This is a genomic window from Sphingobacterium sp. UT-1RO-CII-1, assembly GCF_026711005.1.
Taxonomy (GTDB): Bacteria; Bacteroidota; Bacteroidia; order Sphingobacteriales; family Sphingobacteriaceae; genus Sphingobacterium.
In genome coordinates this window covers 657,565-680,701 of record NZ_JAPPVJ010000002.1, presented here as the reverse complement: position 1 = coordinate 680,701, position 23,137 = coordinate 657,565, and the positions used below count along the sequence as shown (strand labels likewise).

Here is a 23,137-nt window from a genome sequence, read left to right as displayed (position 1 = left end):
CACATAATGAATAAGAGATTAATAACAGGAGCACTTCTTGGAATATTGATAAGTGTCTCCTCTTGCGATAGCATGTTGGATGTGGATATAAAGGGCCAGTATACGGAGGAAAATTATTTTAAAAATGAACAGGCGGTAGTGGATGCCGTTACTGGGCTTTATGGGATTTTTATAGCAGAGGACTTTGTGGCACATGGCGATTACACCTGGGATATTGCGTCAGATGATGTGTACCGTGCCGGAGATCATTCGGAAGATGAGGCCATAGAAACGTTTACGTTCGACGCCTCAAACCCGAAGTTGAGTGAAGGCTGGACTTGGAAATATGAAATGGTGTCACGATCGAATATCATTTTGGCGCATGTACCGCAATTGGAGTCAATCTCCGCGGAGGTGAAAAGTAGAAGTTTGGGCGAAGCGCATTTCTTTAGAGCATTTGCCAATTGGTGGTTGTATTTGCCTTATGGCGAGTTTCCTGTAATTACTCAGGAGGATGCTGTAAAAGCAAATTATAATAAGCCTAAAGCAACTATTGAAGAAGTGATGCAGACGATAGAAGAGGATTTGAAAGCTGCTGTGGAACTTTTGCCATTTACAACGGGCGAAGGAAGAGTAAGTAAGGGGGCGGCATGGGCGTATTTGACACAACTATATATGCATTGGGCAAGTTACCCTAACCAAGATGGTAAATTAGACTTGGCGATTGCGACAGGAGAGCAAATTGTGGGAAATAATGTGTTTAGACTGTCGGATAATTTTCAGGATAATTTCCGCCAGAAGAGTAAACCATTACCAGAGATGTTGCTTTATGTCACTTCGTCACAAACATGGAGAAGTACTTCTACAATTAATTATTTTAGTCCGCGAACGTTGGGCGGCTGGAATTTTTTCCATCCGATGAAGAGCTTGTATGATGCATATGGGAATGACAAGAGACGCATAGCGACAATATGGGCGGATGGAGATGAGATTGATTTGGGTGATACGAAGATGAAATATGAGGGTGCGAGCTCGGAGACCGGATATCATTTTAATAAATATACCACTTTTACACCGGAAGGAAAGCTGAGCTTTGATCTTTTAATTCCGTTGATGAGAGCCAGTGATGTGTATCTTTTGGTAGCAGAAGCAAAGATTAGAAAGTATGGTAATGGGGCAGGCGATAAGGAGATTAATATGGTAAGAGCAAGGGCAGGCGTTGATTTAGTGAGCAATGCAGGAAAAGAAGAGCTAATGCTAGAAAGACGTTTGGAGCTGGCAGGAGAGAATAGACGCTTTTTTGACTTGGTGCGTTGGGATAGGTTAGGTTGGGTAGATATTGCTTCGCTGTTGAAAAATCCAGATGCGGTGTATCATGCGGATTTAAACCGAATTAATTTTTCGCGACCGAAGAACTATTTTTTTCCATTACCACAGGTTGAAATAGATAAAAGTGGTGGTGTATTAAAACAAAACTCTAATTACTGATGAGAAGGATTGTAATAACATGGTTGTTTGTAGCAGCTTTAGTTTCTGGCTTATACGCACAGAGTGGTGAAGTGAATTTGATAGCGCATCGTGGAGGAGTGGTAGATGAGTATACAGACGAAAATAGTGTGGCGGCTGTAAGGAAAGCTGCCGACCAGGGGTATTATATGGTTGAGCTAGATGTACGTCTGACGAAGGATAGTGTTTTAGTGGTGCATCACGACCGGGATTTGGTACGCTTTTTTAATGTAGATAAAAAGTTGAACGATTTGTTTTGGGAGGAAGTATCTGTTTATGAAACTGCAAATGGACATAGGATGCAAAAACTGGAAGCTATGCTACAGTTGTGTAGAAAGGAAGGTCTGCAGGTGATGATTGATTTTAAAATAGAGGGAAAGCAACCGGCGGTATTTGAGGAGGTGTACAGCTTGTTGAAGACTTATGAGCTCGATACGGAGGCTTTGATTATCCCCTCGGAGAAAGCAACAGATTATTTTAGAGGGAGAATAAAACTAAGCTGTACGCGTGCGCAGGTTGAGGCTTATCAGAAAAGAAACGATTACTCGGCAGCGCATTATTATCTTTTTACAAACCCATCGGTGGAGGATTATCAATGGGCAGTAAGAAATAATATTCAAGTAGTAGGCGCTATAAATTATCAGAAGGGTATAGAGGAGGGATACGAAGAGCTGGCAAGTGAGTTGAAGGATTTGGGGGTGAAGTATGTGCAGTTAGATAGTCAGTTTGCTCGTTTTTTTAAGTAGCTGAAAACCTGATGCATGTTGTGCACAATAAAAGAGAGCTAGGATGCTGCTGTGTGCTTTACGGATGAAAGTAGAGCAGCAGTTGACGATCAGTTGGCGGTGCTGCGCACAGTTTAAGTTTATCATAGTGCAGCCATTTGGTTTACCAAATGGCTGCTTTGTGTCTGCAGAGAAGAGGAGGCATGGTTTTCATTGGGACGTTTATATATACTCTTGTTTGTTTTATGTGGCTTCATCTAGTTTCCTTAACAACACGCAAACAATTCTGATTAAAATATGTTGTATCAGTAATAGTCAAATAGCTCAATTAGAACATAAATTTTCTTAGAATGGATGCACAAAAACTCTTAAATGTATTAATAGACTCTACTTCAGAAATAAACATCACAATTTCTCTTAACACACACCGGACTTCTCCAGACAATCAGAAAGATGCTATCAAACTGAAAAACTTTATTTCGGAAGCAAAAAAAAGATTGTTGGAAGAATTTAATCAAAAGGATCTAGAGAAAGTTTTAAGATTGTTGGATGAAATTCAGGAGGAAGTCGATGTCCATCACAATCTTGATGCGCTGCATATCTTTGTTTCGAAGACGAAAAAGGAAATCTTCAGATCAGGATGGTCAACAGATCAAGAGGGGGTGCATATAAGTAGATATTTTGCTGTCAAACCTTTGATAAAGGAGATAACGCGTCTTTCTGAATATGGAATTTTGCTCCTTTCAGCAGGTTCTGCAGAATTATTAATAGCAAGTAATGATGCTATTGTTAAGGAAGTTGATAGCGATATTTTCCCAGTGACTGACAATCCGTTTTTGAAATCGGATCCAAATCGTCAAAGTGATTCTAAGTATCAAGACGAACGGTTGGCAGAATTTTTTAATTTGCTGGATAAAGCCATCAACCGCATAGAGTTGCTCAATAATGTAAAGGTGGTGGTCGTAGCGAGTGAAGATAATTACACCAGGCTTATGCAAGTTGCTGATCAGCCTAAGAAATATATAGGTCATATTTCACTGGACCAATCATCAGTCAATAAAACCACTATAGGAAAATCGACGTGGGATTTTATGAAAGCTCAGCATAAAATGCAAGAAGAAAGTTATTTCGCTGAGTTGGAACAAGCTGTAGGAAGTGGTTTGATTTTGACGGATCTGCAAGAGATTTACCAAGCTTGCCTAGATGGTAGAGCTGACCTTCTCATTCTGGAAGAAGATTTTAAACAATCGGTAAAATTGCAAGGTGAACGAGAAATAAGTTTAGAAAATAGCACAGGTGGAGTGGATGTAATTGATGATCTGGGGGGATTCTTGGCATGGAAAGCATTTGAAAAGAACGGGAGATTTGTATTAGTAAACCAAATTCCTAATCCGGAATTCAGACCCATTGTACTAAAAGTTCGATATTAATAGATATTCCAAATGAAGAGGACAGGTTTCACTGATCAAAATAGAAAATAGCAATTTAAAAAGCTTCGACTTTTAACTTGTAACTCCCAAAAAAGAGCGGGTTCCTTTATAAAGAAGGAGCTCGCTCTTTTTTTGTATCTGTTGTAAAGGAGGTGTGGGGTTGGTTTTCATTGACAGGCTTATTTTACCTCTATTTACGCTTTTTGTGTGCTTAAAGTAGTTTTTTAGGGCAAAACTAGCCAAAAGGTATAGCTAGACTAGGGTCGATGAGAATGGATTTTAAAAGCGTTTCTCAAAACGCTGCAAGAACGACCTTGGATGCTGTCGCGTCAAGAAAGCAGGGCGTAGTCCGATGAGAATGGATTTTGGAAGCGCAGCGGCTTAAATACATTCCGGACTAAGCGTTGCTTTTAGCGAAACAGCATCCTTAGTCTTGATTTTTGTTTACTTTTTATCAAGAAAAAGTAATAAGTCTTTTATTAAAAAAATTAATAGGTAAGATATCAGTATAACCAAGCCATCATAAAAATACCTAAGTCTGGGTATTTTATCAGATATGATAGTCAGTTAGTTTTGTATATATTAATTTAAAACTGAGATTATGATGAAGGTTATCAAACTCGCTATCCTATTGCTTTTTACTTGTAGTATAGCTCAGGCGCAAACAAAAGATTGGCTCAAATTTTATTATGAAGCCAAAGATACTGACGGGCAAGAAGCTATTGATATATTGACACAAGGTATAAAAGCATACCCAGATGAAACAACACTGTACCTCACTAGGGCAAGTGTCTATATGGAAGAACAGCAATATACTTTGGCGGAGGCCGATGCAAGAAAAGCGCTGAGTATAGAGGAGAAGAGTACCGCCGCTATGTTCATACTGTCCAATAGCTTTGAATATAGAGGTGATACAAAGGAAGCTGATCTATATCTGAAAAAGATAGAAAAGACTGATAAAAATGATGCTATGAAGTTTGCCTCTGAGTTGGTAACTGGTGCAGGTTATGCATCTCTGGATAACGAAGATGAGGTGAAGGAAGCTATTCGTACTTGCCAGCGGGCAATTCTATTATACCCTATGGTAAGTAGTTATCTTGTTATGGCAGAATTTCAGATACATGCAAAGCAGTATGGAGAAGCAAGCGCAACTTACCATAAACTCTTGAGCTTTACAAAGGATAAAGAAAGTAGACAAGAAGCTTACGTAGGCTTGGCAATAGCCTGCCATATATGTGCCGAAAAAAAGGTTGATGAATATCTTGCAGCAGCAGTAGCGGAAGATGCTTCAATGACGTTGAAAAAATATTTCGAAAAGAAAGGTGTAGAATTAGAGTCGTATAATAGTGAGAATTATATGCAAGTGATGAATAGATGGGCAAGGATAGCACCTAATGACTATATGATGTTATACCACAGAGGAGCTTACTATTATACAAATAGGGAATATCAAAAGGCTATAGATAGCTTTACAGTAGGTATAGAAACAGCCGGTAGCAGGAAGGTAGTGGATATGGTTGATCTGCTGTATTACCTCTATCGGGGGGAAGCTTATCATCACTGGTACCATCAAAATGATAATGCCGACTTATTGCCGTTGGCCGAAACAGATTTTACGAAGGTCATATCACTGGTTAAAGATGTGGAGCAGGCTTACCAATATCGGGCAGAGGTAAGAAAGCATATGTTTGAATTGAAATATTTTGCTGATGGTACGATAGATCATGAGTTGGCGAAATTAGTGTTTGAAGATTTAGACTATCTGTACGAGCGGGATGATACGAATGCTTATATTTATAGAAGCCGAGCAGTTATAAATTACTACCTCAGCGGCGAGGAGACAGAGGAGGTGTTGAAAAATCTAGAGCTTGCCGAAAAATATGCGAAGTAAAAGCAGGCTTTGATTGTCGGATAAGAGCTTATCGGATGCTGCGGGGTTGGTTCTGGCATTGTTGCTGAAGTAAAGGGGTGCTGAATTTTTTTGTTTTCTTAATACATCAGGCGATGGAGTCCCTTTTAATTGAAAGGGGCTTTATTTTTTTAAATACACGTATTTCTTAATCTAGATCAATGTACAGTCGTGGGCTTTGCGGTAATTTTGCTTGCAAAGAATCAATAGGTATTAAAAAAACATATAAATATGAACATAGTAGCTTTTGGAGCATCGTATAGTAAAAACTCTATTAATAAAACATTTGCGGCTTATGCAGCCTCACAGTTTGCGGCAGAGAAAGTAGAAGTACTAGATTTGTCAAACTATCCTTTACCACTGTTTACAACAGATGTAGAGGCGGAAATAGGACATCCCGAAGGAATATCTCATTTTTTAAATAAACTGGAACAAGCCGATCTGATTGTTATTTCATTAGCGGAGCATAATGGGACGTACAGTACAGCATTTAAAAACCTGTTTGACTGGACATCACGTGTGAAACTAAAAATGTTTGAAGGCAAGAAGGTGTTGCTTTTAGCTACAGCGCCGGGAGCAAGGGGTGGTATTTCGGTGCTGGAAGCAGCGCAACAGAGATTCCCGATACACGGAGCAGAGATTGCAGGTGTGTTTTCATTGCCTAATTTTCATGATAATTTTTCGGAAGATACAGGGATTTTACAAGAGGAATTGAAAAACAAGTTTCAGGAAGTGTTAGCGGATGTTTCGGTAGGAGACTTAGTTTAAGTGAGTTGACACAGGTCGATGTGGCAAGTTTACGGGGATATTGATTATCTTAGTGGAACAATTTGTGAACTGGAAAATAGAGACCTGTGGGAAGAATAATGAAAAGCAGCATTGAAAAAGCTGTGATGCAAGAAAAATGAATATTGTAAATGGAGAGTCTTAGTTTTTTAGTTGTAGGAAAGAATACGGATATACTGCAGACACTGCAGCGGATTATCGAGAACAATGAAGGCTGGAAAGCAGAAATTATGAGCGATGAGATGCATTGCCAAGCGTATCTGCTGGAGAAGCCTGTGGATGTGCTGCTTCTAAGCTCGGGCTTGGAAGCTGCCTTTGAAAAGGAAATGAAGATATTTGCTCGTTCGTTGGAGAAAAGAGTGGAAGTGATCGAGCATTATGGGGGAGGTAGTGGTTTGTTAAAAAGTGAAGTGTATACAGTCTTTCCGGAGTTGAGTATTTAAAAGCATGCAATGGAGCAGGCTTTTTTAGAGCCAAAGCTATGTTTGAAAATATTATAAACAGTGTAAGTAAGTATATCACGCTGACGGAAGAAGAAGAAACCGTTTTTACCGATCTTTTAGAGCGTAGAGAAGTGCCTAAGAAAACGGTGATGCTGCGCGAAGGTGAGGTGTGCCAGTTTGAGGGCTACATCATTAAAGGATGTGTTAGGATTTATTATTTGAATGAGAATGGTTTTGAAGTAACGCTGTCGTTTGCAATAGAGGACTGGTGGGTGAGTGATATTGCGTCATTTCATGAAAGAAAGCCTTCCGCTTTTTTTATCGAAGCACTGGAGGATACCGAAATGCTAGTACTGACGCCTCATGCAAAAGAAGAATTGCTTTTGTCGGTGCCAAAGTTTGAAAGGGTGTTTCGTATACTGGTTCAAAGAAACTTATCAAGTGTGCAAGATCGTTTGGTGAAAACTATTTCAAAAACGGCTACAGAACGTTATTTGGAATTTGTTGAACGTTATCCAACGATACCACTACGTGTGCCGCAATATTTTATAGCTTCTTATTTGGGTGTTTCGCCAGAATTTGTCAGTACGATAAGAAAGCGGTTAACGGCAAAAAAAGAAGAGTGAAGGTATAAGTTTAGGTGTTAATGTCAATATAGAAGAAGCCCTCGTGCTGATAAAAGGCAGTAGGGCTTTTGTTTTGGTATATTTCTTAATCTAGTTCAATGGATGGGAAATAGAGGTTTTGCATCTTTGTAAGAGTAGATAAAGAAATAAACCTGTTGAATTTCCTATGAGGAAACTTCGACATAAACTTACAGAACTATGGGAAATACAGTTTTACACAAAGCAGAGACAAGAGGTCGTGCAAATCATGGGTGGTTAGAAAGCTACCATACATTTAGTTTTGCCAATTATCATAATCCAGAGCGTATGAATTTTGGTGTGTTAAGGGTGTTGAATGATGATACGGTGGCAGCAGGTAAGGGGTTCGGAGCGCATCCGCATGATAATATGGAAATTATCAGTATTCCGTTGGAGGGCGATTTGGAGCATAAGGATAGTATGGGGAATGCAACTGTTATCAGAAATGGTGATATACAGGCGATGAGTGCCGGGACAGGGATTACCCATAGTGAATATAATAAGAATAGTGACCGGCAGGTGAAATTTTTACAGATATGGCTTTATCCGAATAAACGGAACGTGACGCCACGATATGACCAGATTAGTTTGGATGTGAAAGAAAGGCGTAATAAGTTTCAACAGATTTTATCGCCCAGTCCGGATGATGCCGGCGTATGGATTAACCAAGATGCTTGGTTTCATTTGGGGAATTTTGAGGATGGTATTGAAACGGAGTATACCGTTAAAAGTGAGCAGAATGGAGTTTATGCTTTTGTACTGAAGGGAAGTGTAGAAATAGAAGGTCAGGCGCTGGAAACGAGAGATGGCTTCGGAATCTGGGATGTCAAGAGCTTGAAAATTAAGTCTACAGCAGCGGATACGGAGGTATTATTGATGGATGTGCCTATGGCGTTATAAGTATTGCCAACAGAGAAGAAATAATGCCGCTCCTTGCACTATAGCTACAATGTGCCAGATAACGCCTTTTAGCTGCCCTATAGCGAAAAAAGACAGTGCTGTAAGGGTAGTCAGTGTCGTAGCGAAGAGCGTGCCTTGTAAGGGCTGAATGCGTTTAAAATGATTTACGCTTTCTTCCTGTGTATTGTATAGGCTACTTATGTAAAACCAGGAGATGAAGTAGTAAAGGTTTGCTAATAACGATAAGCAAACAAAAGAAGGAAGAAGTTTACGCATAGCAGTAGTCGTCTTAAATATATAATAAGGTTTAAATAACAATAGCGTCTTGCTTTGTAAGGCGCTATTGTTATTTAAAGATACTAAAGTTAATTTGAGGTTGTATGCTACGCTAGTCTGTGCTCAATAAGAAGTTGGCTCGGTGTACTCACAAAAACGGTTATGTTAGTATTCTGCTAATAGGGCGCTTTCTAAAACGAATAGGAACGACCTTGGATGCTGTCGCGTAAAAAAGCAGGGGATAGTTCGATCAGAATGGATTTTGAAAGCGAAGCGGCTTAAATACATTCCGGACTAAGCGCTGCTTTTAGCGAAACAGTATCCTAGTCTTGATTTTTATTTACTTTTTATCAAGAAAAAGTAATAGGTCCTGTTATTAAGAAAAAGTAATAAGCTACGATGTGGTTATGAGTATATCAATATAATTAACGCACCATAAAGAAGAGCATAAAGATAGACCATGCTAGTCTATGCTCAATTAGATGTGGCCTCAGTGTGTTCAAAAAAAACGGTTATGTTAGTATTCTGCTAATAGGGCGTTTTCTAAAACGAATAGGAACGACCTTGGATGCTGTCGCGTAAAAAAGCAGGGAGCAGTCCGATCAGAATGGATTTCGGAAGCGCAGCGGCTTAAATACATTCTGGACTAAGCGCTGTTTTTAGCGAAACAGTATCCTAGTCTTGATTTTTGTTTACTTTTTATCAAGAAAAAGTAATAGGTCGTTTATTAAGAAAAAGTAATAAGCTACGATGTGGCATGAGTGTATCAATATAATTAACGCATCTTAAACGAGTGCATAAAAATAGACCATGCTAGTCTATGCTCAATAAGAGATTTGCAATTAAAGTTTTCTAAAACGAATAGGAACGACCTTGGATGCTGTCGCGTAAAAAAGCAGGGAGCAGTCCGATCAGAATGGATTTCGGAAGCGAAGCGGCTTCAATACATTCCGGACTTCGCACTGCTTTTAGCGAAACAGTATCCTAGTCTTGATTTTTATTTACTTTTTATCAAGAAAAAGTAATAGGTCTTTTATTAAGAAAAAGTAATAAGCTACGATGTGGTATGAATATATCAATATAATTAAAGCATCTTAAACGAGTGCATAAAAAAGGCTATGGTATCTGCATCATCGATGACATCATAAAGAAGCGCATAAAAACAGAGAGGGCTATGGCTCCAAAATGGAATCATAGCCCTCCCTTATGTTAAGCTGTCAATAAGCTTAACAGATAGCCCTAGAGAGTTTGCAATTTCTTCGGAAAGAGCTCCCATTTTTTTAAGCTTTAGAGCCGACAATAATTTTTCACTTTTGACACGTGAACAGTGATCGCCCTTGTTTAATTGTACGTTTTTTATCAACTTTTTTTGTAGTGTTAAATCTATTGTTTTTTTTCTTTTTACCTCTGTTTCTATCATGCCTATTTTTCCTTTCTTTTACTTCGCTTTAGACACATAAATTAACGATTCATTGCACGAAGCTATAACGCTTCTTTACGATGAAACGACCATTATCCTAAGTTACAAAATATCGAAAAAAGATATCTCATAATTCCGTAAAAATAGGCTAGTGGTATTTTGTGATGCGTAAGTTTTATTCGACAGTTCTCTTATTGTCTATGGGATATATAGTCTTTTTTGCAAGATGTTATACCTGTGAAAAGATGAGAGAGCTGGTGTTAGTGGATTGTTAGAGGTGAGGCGGACGGGTTTTATATTTTGATTAGCGAATAAAATCGGTTCTCGAAAAAGTAGAATCTAGTATTATTAGACTTATAAATGGTGTGTGAATTTTAAGTTCTCTTGAGGTTCCTTTTTTTATAGTTAAAGCTTTTCGGAGTAGGGGAGAGCTTCTGTTTTTTGCGATCTAGCTGGAAGGATAACAAGAGGTGAATCATTGTTTTTTTAGAGGAGCACTGCGACTTAGGATTCAAACACTTTTTAGGACTGCTTTGTCGATTGTAAAATTCGTAATTCTTTAAATGTTTGGTTTTCTTTAGGGTTAATTGATGTTGGTTTTAAGATTGTTGTGTATGTTATATGATTTTTTTATTCATATAAAATTACTTTTTATAAGCTTGTTCAGTGCGTTTTTTTGTCGTTTCTGTCTTTTTAGCTCTAAAATAGTGTTTTTTACTTACATTTTTAGTTAATTTAAACTTCATAAATACATATCATATAAAGATTTAATGTTTTTTTTAGTTTTGTTTTTACGGTGTTAAAAAGTTTGTGTTTTTAGGGAAACTGACTGTTGTGATTTTATTGTTTTAGGATTCGGCTCTCCTTTTTAATATGATTCTTTATTGTTCTTATGCCTGTTAAATGTAGGCGGTTTTACCTTGTTGAACGTCATAGGGTATTTCTGATACTACTCGAAATAGAGTTGGTCGCTATGTGTTTTTTTTATGGATAGTTTAAGGGGTTTTTATTTTTTGTGAGCTAAAAGTAAGTGTGTTTTACACGTTGTGTTTTAGGTTTAGGTGGGCAGTGAAATGTTGTTAAAGAGTCTTTTTAGTGATTGATTTTTTGTGTGAAAATTAAATGTCAAACGGAAGTTGGTGTATGTTTTTATGTGAGAGTTGATTTTATAAATAGAAATAATGGGCTCTTATTTTCACCTGTGTTGAAGCCTTTTTTTAGATTTTATGTATAAATAAGATTGTGATATTTATGTATTTTTCTGTGAGATTAGAGCCGTGTAAGTAGTCGAAAATTAGGTATTGATGATTGCTTTTTTTATGGGTGAAATGCACATGATATTTAAGATATACGGTGGTGTTTTTATAGAAATGAGTGTAAGAAAGTAGAGTGAAATAAATGGATGGTTGATGAGGGTTTGAAGTCGTAACGAGGATATAATTACGTATGCGATTCCTGCTATAAGTAGCATTTTAAAGCTGATGATATATTGCTTTACCACGAACATCGTAAAGCAGGGAAATCATAAATTAATGCAAAACGGGCAGTGATTATCACTGCCCGTTTTGTTGCTGAATCGGGGAGTTATTTTTATCTAGACATAGCATGGATTACTTGCACATGTGAGCGAAAAGCAGTCCAAAATGATGTGAATTCATTATATTTAATATTGTACTCTTGACAAGTTTGCCGTACAATTCGATTGAGCGCTGGATAGTGAACATGGCTGATCTTGGGAAATAAATGATGCTCTACCTGATAGTTTAACCCGCCTAGTATCCACGTTAGCACTTTGCTTTTGGTTGAAAAATTGGCTGTGGATTGTATCTGGTGTATCATCCATTCTTCTTCCACCTTGGCCTTGTCAATAGTTTTGAACTCGGTTTCAGAGACGACATGGGCCAGTTGGAATACTGTTGCTAGGCTTATGCCGCATACAGCGCCTGCAATCAATAGTCCGAGCAATGTCCATAGCCATCCAACAATAAGTACTGGTAGCACAACAAAAAGGCCAAAATGAAGGGTTTTACTGGTCCAGAATATCAGTTTTTCTTTTCGTGGGAAGTGAAATTTCTCAGAGCTATGCCCCATGCGCTGCTTAAAGTACTTTTCATAATCTTGATAAAAAATCCATGCTAAGTAGGAAATACCATATAGCAATGGGAAGTAAAAACGTTGGTAGCGATGATGTTTTCGTAGCTTTTGATCATGATGTATACGCATAAACTTTACTTCTATATCATGATCTTCGCCATCGATATTGGTGTACGTATGGTGAGCGATATTGTGTTTTAGTTTCCAGAAATAGATATTTCCGCCCAATAGATTGAGCGAATAGGAAAGAAATGTATTGAGTCGCTTGCTTTCGGAAAAGGAATTATGCCCTGCATCATGCATGATGTTAAAACCGATGGCAGCAAGATTGACCCCAAACAATATACACAGCACTATAGAAATAGCCCAGTGCGGCTGTACAAAGACCAATAGGCTGTAGAGAGTGATAAATGTGAGTAGTAAGATAGTCGCTTTTATAAAAATCCGGCGGTTGCCCGTTTTCTTTTGAAGTGTTTCTTTGAAATATTGATTGGTTTTTTCTTTAAGAGTACGCGAGAATAGGGCGTTTACATTGTTGAATTTGATTGTTGGGGTCATTGAAATGAGGATGGGGTAAGTGTTGATTGTTTAAACGACAGTCTAAATTGACCGAACACTGTAAACCTACGATTAAAACTTTAATAAGCTATAGGATAGTTCGTTAAATTGATGTTAAATAATGATGTAGGTGTTTGTTATGGTTTTAACGAACGTACCTCACTTCTCGTGCTGACATCTAGTTTGACATAAAGTTTGCCTACGTGATATTTTACGGTATGAACCGATATGCATAGTTTTTCGGCTATTTCTTTATTGGAGTCGCCTTTCCAGATATGATGTAGAACCTCTACTTCGCGCTCGGTTAATTGAAATTGCGTTTGTATTTCTTCGAGCATAAATTGGTCCCGATCTGTCGGGGCACTCCGCGTGTAAGTGGAGGTTTCTTGTTTGTTTTTTTCATATTCAAGTTCTTTATCCAGCCTTAAGAGGGATAGATAGTGCCTAAGTTCTGTTTTATAACGTGCGTTTTCTTCACGAATGGTCCGTACCTTAAAAATAAGTGCAAAGCTAATGGCGACAATTTCGATGGCACTGGCTAGTCTGAGTGTATGTATATTGAAAATTGATAGAAAGTTGAGATCATAACGACGGTATAATGCATAGCCGATCCCTACAAAAACGAGTAGACCAAAGTTGATGAGTAGAAAACGGGCGTACGGATTGGTCTTGAATAGCTTACTGGCCTGGTAAAAACAAAAAGCAGGAAGAGCAAAGCGAATAAGTAAAGATATAAGGTTGAAGCCCCACCAATCGCTATAGCTATAAAGGGAAGCTGTCGCTAATAGACTGATCCCCGCTATAGTGATTAGCTTACCGAAAAATGGGATATGCTGCTTAAGATCGAGAAAATAATAGGTGAATATTGCGGCTAATACACAGGAAGCAGAGGTGTTCCAGATGGAAAAATAGGGTAATATCCATTCCTGGTTAGAGAAGTAGTATAACATACCATCCTCATAAAAGAAGGTCAGGAAGATAGAGAGCTGTAATAAAGCATAGGTGATAAACCGTAGGTCGGTAAATATGAGGTAAAAAACAACGTTGAAGAGAATAACCATTATCGCAAGCCCATAATACATGCTGAAGTATAGGATAATAAGCGAAGCCGATTGACCAAAGCGCCCAATTTCATTGGTGAATAGTTGCAGCTCATGGGGATCCGATTTTCTGATATTGATGTAATATTCGGTTGCAGACGGTATGTAATAATATACCGGATACCGGGTTTTGACCTGCAGGCCGTTGCGGTCTACATTTTTCTTTAAGCGTATCAACTGCCCGTCCTCATAGGCATATAGATCGTAGTCCATAATATGGATGGAGCGGTTCTGGAATAGAACAATATGATGGAGTAGGCTGTCGGCGATATGGCCTCTTACCCAGGTGTCGCCAGAGCTGTCTTGAGCATGATATAGACCAGAGTGGGTGTTTAAAGGCTGATAGCTAAGTTGGGTAATATTTAAGGAGTCCATGCTGCCTGCCCGGCTGTCGCTTGCGCTTGAAAGTAGTACGAAAATGGCTAGTAAAAATGTATGTACCGCAAAAGATAGATACTCCCAAATGGTATTCATAATAGGCTTTATGCTACATGGATATTTCATAAATAATTATCAGAATCGGAAATCAAACATAGAAAGAATTTAAGAGGATACAAAACTGTTCACAAAATCAGGTCTAGGATAGCCGGAGGTTATATAGGGGATGGTGTAGGCAGCCTAGTGCCTCAGGAAGGCGATAATGATCGGTTTATTTACAAAACTAGCCAAAAGGTATAGCCGTATAAGTGTTCAGAAGCAGTAGTTTTGGCGGTATTAATAGGTCGTTACCCTATTCTTATGAGTTATTATTACAAGGTTATTATTTTGCTGATAGGGAGCATATGCTTTATTGGTACAACCTCTTCTGGCAGGGATAAATGGCGAGCGTGGGATTCAGGAAATAGTGTTGAGTTTCGCCTTTTTCACTGGCACAGTCAATATTCTTTATCTCGATCAAAAAGACTATGGTAAATGTGCAGGCAAGTATCACTAGTAAAGGGAATGACCTTGTTTAAATAAAATGAAGGGTAAGCGAAACAGGAAATCGCTTGAAATTAGAACCAAATAAAAAAACACCTTAGTATGCACGCTAAAAACAATACTATGAAAAAAATAGACATACAGTTTATGATCATAATGGCGATTCTATTAGTAGTTGCGAGGCCAACGACAGTACAAGCTCAAGTAGGGATTGGTACAGAGCTGCCCCATGCTTCTGCGCAGCTGGAAATTGCTGCCGACGGGAAGGGTATTTTGATCCCTCGTATGGCAGAAGCCGATAGGCCGGCATCACCGGCAACAGGCTTACTTATTTATCAGACGGATAACCAGGCAGGGTTCTATTATTATACGGGCACGGCTTGGGAGAAGTTGGGAGCTGAAACTGGTGCTCCTGGATCCATTGGAGGAGGGGAAGCAATTGTGTCTTTCACATCGGGGTCTGCTATTTCTATGAATAGCCATCTACCAGGTGGTTCGGGACGCTTTTATATTGTTGGGAATGGAACGAGCGCCTATTGGGATGGGGCTCTGGGCGATTTAAATTTAGGTCTGGGCGCTTATCTACCCGTCACAATGTCTAGAAGTGGGACGATTTCGTCCTTTTATGCTTTGCTAAGCCTTTCTCAAGATATAAGACAAGTTGATGACAATATACGGGTTACAGCACAGTTGTATCATGCGGCTCCTGGGAGTAATATGTTTACCGCATTGGAAGGCACTTCCATAGAAATGACGGGGTTGACTTCGACATCAACGAAGGAGACGATGATAGAGGGTGATTTACCCAACTTAAATATACATCTACCCAGAAAGTCAAGATTGCTGCTTGTCTATTCTGCCACAACTGCGGCGAATAAAGTGTATGTGCAGGGATATGCAACAGCGAGTATCACGATTGACTAAAATAGCTCGGTATAGATGTAATGATGAATAAAAAAGTCAAAGTAATGAATCCAAGGCAAAAGTATGATGTGTTTTGTATTTCTTGCCTTTCCTTAGAAGTTATATGAAGAGTATAAATCGATTGTTTCGCTACGAGATTGCGGGGCTCATTTTGAGTATGTGTTTGTTTATTTCTCTTCCAGTTGCTGCACAATTAGCTGTTGGTAGCGATGGAATGTTTGTTAAGTCGGGTACACCGTTTTCGGTCAATAGGCTAGAGCTTTTTCCATCAGTGGATATTACATTTTCTACCAACCTTTTGGAGCAATCCGCTACAGACTTGCCTTACAATGGTACACAGTCTATTAAGCAGGTTTATAAATTTGCTGCGCCCATTGATTATCAAGGTAAAATTCGAATGTATTATGAAACGGGTGCGCTAAATGGTGTGGCAGCAGAAGAGTTGATGTTGGTTTATGCAGAAACGGTGGGCGGCGTATTGAGAGCCTTGCTAGGATCGACTATAGATAATATAGCTGGGTTTGTAGAATATGAATTTGTTGAATCTACTCGTATACAGCTGGTAACAGCGGTGTCTAGTTTGGCTTTGTCAGTAATTTCGCCAGACGCTGACAACATCCTCTACGTCAACCAAAGCGTCGATCAGACCGCTGCGGGCTATACCAGTTCTGGGGACAGCTGGGCAAATGCTATACCCGAACTGGCAGATGCGCTGAAGTGGGCCAACGATAATAAAGCAGCTAACTTTTGGGATACCAACAATCCTTTAAAGATTTACGTCGCCAAAGGTACCTACAGGCCGAAGTATTCTCCCGAAGATGGTGCAAACTACGGTACGGACCAAGGGCGTGACAATACCTTTTTGATGGTGGAGAATGTACATCTCTACGGGGGATTTGTAGGGGTAGAGTCAAACCCAACGGAGCGGGTACTATCCGCAATAGGGGCGACGGGAACTATACTGAGTGGAGATTTGGACGAAAATGATATTGTAAACGGACTAGGGACTAGTCTAAGTATTCAAAATAATGATGAAAATACATATCACGTAGTGATGGCTTCAGGTGACGATCAGGACTTAAATGTTTTTATAGATGGATTTGAGATAACCGGAGGTAACGCAGATGGTAGTGGGGATATTTGGGTGAATACAACTGTTTCTAGAAACGCAGGGGGTGGATTTTATCTTTCAACTTCGGGAAAGATTACCCTGACCTTAAATAACTCGAGGATTAGTGGGAATTCGACTGATAGTGAGGGAGGTGGCATTTACTCCTATGCTTATGCACCATTTGCGATTTCTAAGTCTCCACATTCTGAAATAATATTGAAAAATGTCCATGTAATAGAAAACTATGCGGTAGGTAACGGTGGTGGAATTTATAGTAAATCTTATTATAGCCCTAATAATAGCACTAAAACTTCAGCTTCTAGTATAATATTCGAACATGGAGCTGTTAGCGGAAACTATTCTGGTGGTTTTGGGGGAGGGATCTTTTCAGACGCATTTACGAATGCTACAGCAGGGGCCTCGTCTTTGCTGAATATCAGTCTGGTAAGAGTTAATGAAAATTACTCCAACTTACAGGGAGGTGGCATTTTTTCAGGTGCTGATGGGGGGTATTCTAGAGTCGAGATTTCTAAATCTGAGCTGACTAAAAACACAGCAAAGAATGATGGAGCAGCAATTAGTACATCAGCTCCTTTTGGTACTAATCATGAAAATACGATTGCTTTACATAGCTGTACTGTCGTAGGGAATAGAGGAAATTCTTACATCGCTTATAACGGTGGAAAACGGAACTTTAATGTAGGTAATAGTGTTTTTCTAGATAATAGAAAAGCCGATAATAGTAACAGCTCAATGATCGGAACACCGGTAAAAAATATTGGGTATAGTTTGATACAGGGTGAAACGAGTACGGCAAATGGGAATGTTAGCGCAGCTGGTCTTACTATCGGACAGGTTTTTACCGACTCTGCTAATGGTGATTATAGTTTGACAGATAATAGTCCGGCAATAGATGCAGGAAGTAATACCTTATATCAAGGCGATTTAGCCAATGACCTGGATCTGGCAGGCAATCCAAGATTGTATAATAATACCATTGATATGGGAGCCTATGAAAATCAAGGCGTCCAATATACTCCCAATGCGGACAATATCCTCTACGTCAACCAAAACGTAGATCAGACTGCTGCGGGCTATACGGGCTCGGGCAATAGCTGGGATAATGCTATACCTGAATTGGCGGATGCGCTAAAATGGGCCAACGATAATAAAGCAACTAACTTATGGGGTGCCAGCAATCCTTTAAAGATCTACGTAGCCAAAGGCATATACAAACCTAAGTATTCGCCTGAAGATGGGATCGTCGATCCCGCTAACCCAACGGATAACCGAGATAAAAGTTTCCTGATGGTGGAGAACGTTCAATTGTATGGAGGTTTTGACCCATTAAATAATATAATTACACTAGATGACGCTCGTGTGATGCCGGAAGTGCTTGCAGATGGTGTACCAAAGGAAAGTAGCACAATTCTAAGTGGTGATATAGGTATGACAGCAGAGAAAGGAGATAATGCATATCATGTGATGGTTTCATCGGGAGATGTAGGGAAGGCATTGGTGGATGGGTTTTTGATTCATGGCGGAAATGCAACAGGTGGACAGTCTTCAATCCCTATAAATAGTAACTATATAAAGCGCTGGAATGGTGGTGGTATCCACTTGTATAATTCCTGTCCAGTCTTAAGAAACTTAGTGATCTCTCAAAACCACGCGGATAAACATGCGGGAGCTATAGCGATGGAAGCCATCCAAAACTATTCCTTTTTATACAATATATTGATTTGTCATAATACAGCTGAATATGGAGCAGCAATAGTTTTCTGGGGAGCTGAGGGAAAAGGAAATTTCTCAAATTTGACGATGTATGACAACCAATCGATCAGTAGCTCATCATTATTTGGCTTTTTTGGAACGACATTTTTGCTGTCCAATAGTATATTGGTGGATGATGAATGGAGTCAAATAGGAGTGTCGGAACTGAAAAATACTTTACTCGTGGGAGATGATGATTTTGAAAGTATTGTTTGGACTGATGGTGGAGGAAATATTATTACAACAGAAAGCCCGTTTAGAAATGAGCAGGAAGGGGATTTCAAATTAAAGGAATCTAGTCAAGCTCAGGATGCAGGGAATGCACAGGTGTATTGGAACCTACTGCATGACGCAGCACCTTCGGCTAATCCATCATTAATGCCCGAAGCTGAAAATGAATCTTGGGGAAGGGACTTGGCAGGTGAAAGGAGATTTAGAGGGGAGGCTATCGATATGGGAGCCTATGAGTATCAAGGCGTTCAATATAGTCCGAATGCGGACAATATCCTCTACGTCAACCAAAACGTAGATCAGACTGCTACGGGCTATACCGGATCTGGGGACAGCTGGGAAAATGCTATACCCGAACTGGCAGATGCTTTGAAATGGGCAAGAGAGAACCACGAGGCTGACAATGATTGGCTGCAAAACGACAGCTTGCAGATCTATGTGGCCAAAGGGATTTATTTGCCGAAGTATAAACTCGCTGATGTAGACAATAACAATACCCCTACTACAGATAGAGACAAGAGCTTTCTGCTGGTCAACAACGTACAGCTTTACGGTGGTTTTGACCCCGCAAATGGCATCACCGAGCTGAGCCACGAGCGTATAATCCCAAGTGTCGGCAGTACTCCGGGAGAAGGTACCGTACTAAGCGGGGATCTAGCGGGCGACGACGAAGCCAATATTCCCATAGTGCAGCTAAAAGATCACCACACTAGGAAAGATAATGCCTATCACGTGGTAGTAGCAGTTGGTCATACCGATGGAGCAGAAGTAAAGCTGGATGGGTTTACCATAAGCGGTGGTAATGCTAATGTCATGTCAAAAATTCAGGTAGAAGGGCGTATAATTGATAGAAATTATGGCGGAGGGATATACTTTCATTCTCTCAAGCCAGTAAGGCTAACAAACTCTATGGTAAATGGAAATTCTACTTCACATTATGGCGGGGGGGTCCATGTTTCTTCTGTAGCAGTAAACCTGATAAATTCTACTGTAAGTGATAATTATTCAGGTCTTTATGCTGGTGGTATATGTGCCGTTGGGACTAATTTGAGCGTGACTATGATTAATTCTGCTCTGACTGGAAATTTTGCAGTGCAATATGGTGGAGGGATTTATACTAGGGTACTATCAGGGCTAAATGAAATAAATTTGAACAGCAGTACGCTTGCCGGGAATAAAGGTAGCTCCTATATTTATTTGGATGGAACGGGAACTAATCGTTTTACAACATACAATAGTGTGGTGTATGGTAATGTAAAAAGTACAGACAATTCTCAGAGTAGTTTACGAGCTAATAATTTAATTATCGATAAAAGCATCCAATATAGCTTGGTTCAGGGCGAAAGCAGTACAGCTGATGGTAATTTGGATGGTACAGCTGTTTATACCGATCTATTTACCGATGTAGCGGGTGGGGATTATAGGTTGACCGCCTGTTCTCCGGTAGTGAATGCAGGTAGCAACAGTCATTTTGTTGGACTCGATGCCGATACGAAAGATCTGGTAGGTAACCCAAGGGTATATGACTTTGCTAATGGAGGTATCATCGATATGGGAGCTTATGAATTCCAGGGCGAACAGGTCAATTACGATAATGTGGTGTTTGAAGATGCAGCCGTTACTTATAATGGCATTGCGAATACGATACTAGCAACAGATCTTCCGCAGGGTGTTACTGCTGTGTACGAAATCAAGGACGCATTGGGTGCTGTGGTTACGGAAGCGGTAAATGTAGGAACTTATACCGTTACGGCTACACTTTCGGGTTGTGGGCTGGACAAAGAACTGACAGCCACGCTCAAAATTGAGGCTGCTACGCTAACGGTAACTACCAACGTTGGACAGGGTAAAGTATACGGTGATACCGATCCGGTGTTTACTTATACGGTTTCGGGTTATCAAGGTACAGATGACGACAGTATCTTAAGTGGTGCATTGAGCAGAGTTGGAGACGAGGATGTTGGGATCTATCCGATTGAGCAAGGTGATTTAAGTGCGGGTGCTAATTACGATGTAGTGTTTGTATCAGCCCAATTTACGATTACTAAAGCTATCCTTACGGTAACTGCCAACAGTGGACAGGGTAAAGTATACGGCGAAGCTGATCCGGTGTTTACTTATACCGTTTCGGGTTATCAAGGTGCAGATGATGAAACGCTTTTAACGGGTGCATTGAGTAGAACAGCAGGCGAGGATGCGGGGACTTATCCGATTGGGCAGGGCGATTTAAGCGCGGGTGCTAATTACGCTATAGACTTTACGGGAGCTGATTTTGCTATTACTCAAGCTATGCTGACGGTAACTGCTGTCAGCGGACAGGGCAAAATGTACGGTGAAGCTGATCCGATGTTTACTTATACCGTTTCGGGTTATCAGGGTGCAGACGGCAACGGCATCTTAAGCGGTGCATTGAGCAGAACAGTAGGCGAGAATGTAGGAGCCTACCTGATTGAGCAGGGCGATTTAAGTGGGGGTACTAATTACGCTATAGACTTTACAGGAGCTGATTTTGCTATTACTCAAGCTACGCTGACGGTAATTGCTGCGAGTGGACAGGAAAAAGTATACGGTGAAGCTGATTCTGTGTTTACTTATATCGTTTCTGGTTATCAAGGTACAGATGATAACAGCATATTAAGCGGTGCATTGAGCAGAACAGTAGGTGAGGACGTCGGTGTTTATCCGATTGGGCAGGGCGATTTAAGTGGGGGTGCTAATTACGCTATAGACTTTACAGGAGCTGATTTTGCTATTACTCAAGCTACGTTAACGGTAACTGCCAACAGTGGACAGGGTAAAGTATACGGTGAAGCTGATCCTGTGTTTACTTATACTGTTTCGGGTTATCAGGGTGCAGAAGGCAACGGCATCTTAAGCGGTGCATTGAGTAGAGTTGTAGGCGAGGATGTGGGGGGCTATACGATTGAGCAAGGCGATTTAAGCGCGGGCGCTAATTACGATATAGACTTTACAGGAGCCGATTTTAAGATTACGAAAGCGGTACTACCGGCCTTTACTTTTGCAGATGCAAGTTTCGTTTACGACGGCACGGCAAGATCGCTGAAAGCTAGCGGCCTACCTGCCGGTACTATAATGAGCTATATAGGCAACGACCGGACGGAAGCTGGGGAATATACGGTTACGGCCAATATTGCTGGCGGCAACAACTATGAAGACGGTTCGCAGACCGCCAAGCTGACGATTAAGAAAGCGGTATTATCGGCCTTTGTTTTTGCAGATGCAAGTTTCGTTTACGACGGCACGGCAAAATCGCTGAAAGTTAGCGATCTACCTGCCGGTGCTACAGTGAGCAATTATATAGATAACGACCAGACCGAAGCAGGCGAATATACGGTGACAGCTAAGGTTTCTGGCGGTAACAACTATGAGGACGGTTCGCAGACCGCCAAGCTGACGATTAAGAAAGCGGTATTACCGGCCTTTACTTTTGATGATGCAAGTTTCGTTTACGACGGTACGGCAAGATCTCTGACAGCTAGCGGTCTACCTGCCGGTGCTATAGTGAGCAGTTATATAGATAACGACCAGACCGAAGCAGGCGAATATACGGTGACAGCTAAGATTGCTGGCGGTAACAACTATGAGGACGGTTCGCAGACCGCCAAGCTGACGATTAAGAAAGCGGCATTGCCGGCCTTTACGTTTGATGATGCAAGCTTCGTTTACGATGGTTCCTCTCGTTCTTTGGCAGTAGCAGGATTACCTGTTGGTGCTGCGGTTACGTATGTAGGTAACGGGCAGACCGAAGCAGGCGAATATGTGGTTACGGCTACGGTCGACGCAGGTGATAACTATATTCGGGGACTTAGTAAAACAGCGAAGCTGACGATCTCGCCATTGCAGCAAGTGCTTAGTTTTGCTCGAATTTCTGCTCAATATCGTGACGCAGGTACGGTGCAGCTTGATATTACAAGTAATAGCGATCTACCGATTCAAGTGTTTAGTGATAATCTGCTTGTAGCAGAAGTGCAGGGAGCAAGTGAACTCTTGATTAAGGGAGTAGGACAAGCTCTCATACGTGCGGAGCAGGCCGGCGATTCTAATCATATTGCTGCGCAAGCTGTAGAACAGATTTTAGAGGTTGTAAATGATCGTGGGGCTAAGCTTCCTGTCAGAGTACACCCGGCTGTATCGCCTAATGGCGACGGTATCAATGAGTTTCTACGTATAGAAGGTATCGAGCAGTATCCCGAGAATAAGTTTGTTGTTTTTGACGCAAACGGAGCTGTTATCCAGCGTTTTGAAGGTTATGACAACGCTTCTATTGTTTTCGATGGTAGTAAAGCGGGTAGACCAGTGCCGAACGGTACTTATTTCTATGTGCTGGAGGTGAAGATAGCTGGTAAATGGGAGTATGATAAAGGATATTTTGTGGTACGTAAATAA

The 23,137-nt window shown here is 40.4% G+C and carries 14 protein-coding genes; 10 read left to right on the top strand and 4 right to left on the bottom strand.

What is annotated here, in order from left to right; translation table 11 throughout:
• The first annotated feature begins 6 nt into the window (after window positions 1-6).
• From ORI89_RS06790 to ORI89_RS06755, 8 genes are all read left to right on the top strand, one after another.
• Window positions 7-1,467, top strand: coding sequence for a RagB/SusD family nutrient uptake outer membrane protein (locus tag ORI89_RS06790; RefSeq protein ID WP_268229689.1), 1,461 nt, complete (start codon window positions 7-9; stop codon window positions 1,465-1,467).
• Window positions 1,467-2,231, top strand: a complete 765-nt coding sequence (locus tag ORI89_RS06785; RefSeq protein ID WP_268229688.1) for a glycerophosphodiester phosphodiesterase — start codon at window positions 1,467-1,469, stop codon at window positions 2,229-2,231. The genes ORI89_RS06790 and ORI89_RS06785 overlap by 1 nt, the downstream gene beginning before the upstream one ends.
• 329 nt (window positions 2,232-2,560) lie before the next feature.
• Window positions 2,561-3,640 carry a baeRF3 domain-containing protein gene (locus ORI89_RS06780; protein ID WP_268229687.1) on the top strand — a complete coding sequence of 360 codons (1,080 nt, stop codon included), beginning with the start codon at window positions 2,561-2,563 and terminating at the stop codon, window positions 3,638-3,640.
• A 601-nt stretch (window positions 3,641-4,241) separates the two neighbouring features.
• Entirely contained in the window at window positions 4,242-5,531 is a 1,290-nt protein-coding gene (locus ORI89_RS06775; RefSeq protein ID WP_268229686.1) for a hypothetical protein, read from the top strand.
• Window positions 5,532-5,780: 249 nt separating this feature from the next.
• Entirely contained in the window at window positions 5,781-6,317 is a 537-nt protein-coding gene (locus ORI89_RS06770) for an NADPH-dependent FMN reductase (protein WP_268229685.1), read from the top strand.
• Between the two features lie 149 nt (window positions 6,318-6,466).
• The gene (locus ORI89_RS06765) at window positions 6,467-6,778 is read left to right on the top strand and encodes a hypothetical protein (protein ID WP_268229684.1); all 312 of its coding nucleotides are present in this window, start codon (window positions 6,467-6,469) and stop codon (window positions 6,776-6,778) included.
• Window positions 6,779-6,816: 38 nt separating this feature from the next.
• Window positions 6,817-7,404: a Crp/Fnr family transcriptional regulator gene (locus tag ORI89_RS06760; RefSeq protein ID WP_268229683.1), complete on the top strand. Its 588-nt coding sequence runs from the start codon at window positions 6,817-6,819 to the stop codon at window positions 7,402-7,404.
• A 198-nt stretch (window positions 7,405-7,602) separates the two neighbouring features.
• On the top strand, window positions 7,603-8,322 hold the full coding sequence (locus ORI89_RS06755) for a pirin family protein (RefSeq protein ID WP_268229682.1): 720 nt from the start codon (window positions 7,603-7,605) through the stop codon (window positions 8,320-8,322).
• On the opposite strand, the gene ORI89_RS06750 is transcribed toward ORI89_RS06755, so the two are convergent.
• The 4 genes from ORI89_RS06750 to ORI89_RS06735 form a co-directional block, all read right to left on the bottom strand.
• Window positions 8,317-8,598, bottom strand: coding sequence for a hypothetical protein (locus ORI89_RS06750; RefSeq protein ID WP_268229681.1), 282 nt, complete (start codon window positions 8,596-8,598; stop codon window positions 8,317-8,319). The genes ORI89_RS06755 and ORI89_RS06750 overlap by 6 nt on opposite strands.
• A 1,204-nt stretch (window positions 8,599-9,802) precedes the next feature.
• Complete coding sequence (locus tag ORI89_RS06745; RefSeq protein WP_268229680.1) at window positions 9,803-10,018, bottom strand: hypothetical protein; 216 nt, start codon at window positions 10,016-10,018, stop codon at window positions 9,803-9,805.
• Between the two features lie 1,590 nt (window positions 10,019-11,608).
• The gene (locus ORI89_RS06740; RefSeq protein WP_268229679.1) at window positions 11,609-12,670 is read right to left on the bottom strand and encodes a fatty acid desaturase family protein; all 1,062 of its coding nucleotides are present in this window, start codon (window positions 12,668-12,670) and stop codon (window positions 11,609-11,611) included.
• 137 nt (window positions 12,671-12,807) lie between these two features.
• A complete protein-coding gene (locus ORI89_RS06735; RefSeq protein WP_268229678.1) occupies window positions 12,808-14,244 on the bottom strand; it encodes a LuxR C-terminal-related transcriptional regulator in 1,437 nt (478 codons plus the stop codon).
• Window positions 14,245-14,814: 570 nt separating this feature from the next.
• Between ORI89_RS06735 and ORI89_RS06730 the strand changes: the two genes are divergently transcribed.
• Window positions 14,815-15,615, top strand: a complete 801-nt coding sequence (locus ORI89_RS06730; RefSeq protein WP_268229677.1) for a hypothetical protein — start codon at window positions 14,815-14,817, stop codon at window positions 15,613-15,615.
• Between the two features lie 103 nt (window positions 15,616-15,718).
• Entirely contained in the window at window positions 15,719-23,137 is a 7,419-nt protein-coding gene (locus ORI89_RS06725) for an MBG domain-containing protein (RefSeq protein WP_268229676.1), read from the top strand.

Bases quoted from the DNA above. Each gene is read 5' to 3' on its own strand.
- ORI89_RS06790 (WP_268229689.1), top strand. From the start codon at position 7: ATGAATAAGAGATTAATAACAGGAGCACTTCTTGGAATATTGATAAGT.
- ORI89_RS06785 (WP_268229688.1), top strand. From the start codon at position 1,467: ATGAGAAGGATTGTAATAACATGGTTGTTTGTAGCAGCTTTAGTTTCT.
- ORI89_RS06780 (WP_268229687.1), top strand. From the start codon at position 2,561: ATGGATGCACAAAAACTCTTAAATGTATTAATAGACTCTACTTCAGAA.
- ORI89_RS06775 (WP_268229686.1), top strand. From the start codon at position 4,242: ATGATGAAGGTTATCAAACTCGCTATCCTATTGCTTTTTACTTGTAGT.
- ORI89_RS06770 (WP_268229685.1), top strand. From the start codon at position 5,781: ATGAACATAGTAGCTTTTGGAGCATCGTATAGTAAAAACTCTATTAAT.
- ORI89_RS06765 (WP_268229684.1), top strand. From the start codon at position 6,467: ATGGAGAGTCTTAGTTTTTTAGTTGTAGGAAAGAATACGGATATACTG.
- ORI89_RS06760 (WP_268229683.1), top strand. From the start codon at position 6,817: ATGTTTGAAAATATTATAAACAGTGTAAGTAAGTATATCACGCTGACG.
- ORI89_RS06755 (WP_268229682.1), top strand. From the start codon at position 7,603: ATGGGAAATACAGTTTTACACAAAGCAGAGACAAGAGGTCGTGCAAAT.
- ORI89_RS06750 (WP_268229681.1), bottom strand. From the start codon at position 8,598: ATGCGTAAACTTCTTCCTTCTTTTGTTTGCTTATCGTTATTAGCAAAC.
- ORI89_RS06745 (WP_268229680.1), bottom strand. From the start codon at position 10,018: ATGATAGAAACAGAGGTAAAAAGAAAAAAAACAATAGATTTAACACTA.
- ORI89_RS06740 (WP_268229679.1), bottom strand. From the start codon at position 12,670: ATGACCCCAACAATCAAATTCAACAATGTAAACGCCCTATTCTCGCGT.
- ORI89_RS06735 (WP_268229678.1), bottom strand. From the start codon at position 14,244: ATGAATACCATTTGGGAGTATCTATCTTTTGCGGTACATACATTTTTA.
- ORI89_RS06730 (WP_268229677.1), top strand. From the start codon at position 14,815: ATGAAAAAAATAGACATACAGTTTATGATCATAATGGCGATTCTATTA.
- ORI89_RS06725 (WP_268229676.1), top strand. From the start codon at position 15,719: ATGAAGAGTATAAATCGATTGTTTCGCTACGAGATTGCGGGGCTCATT.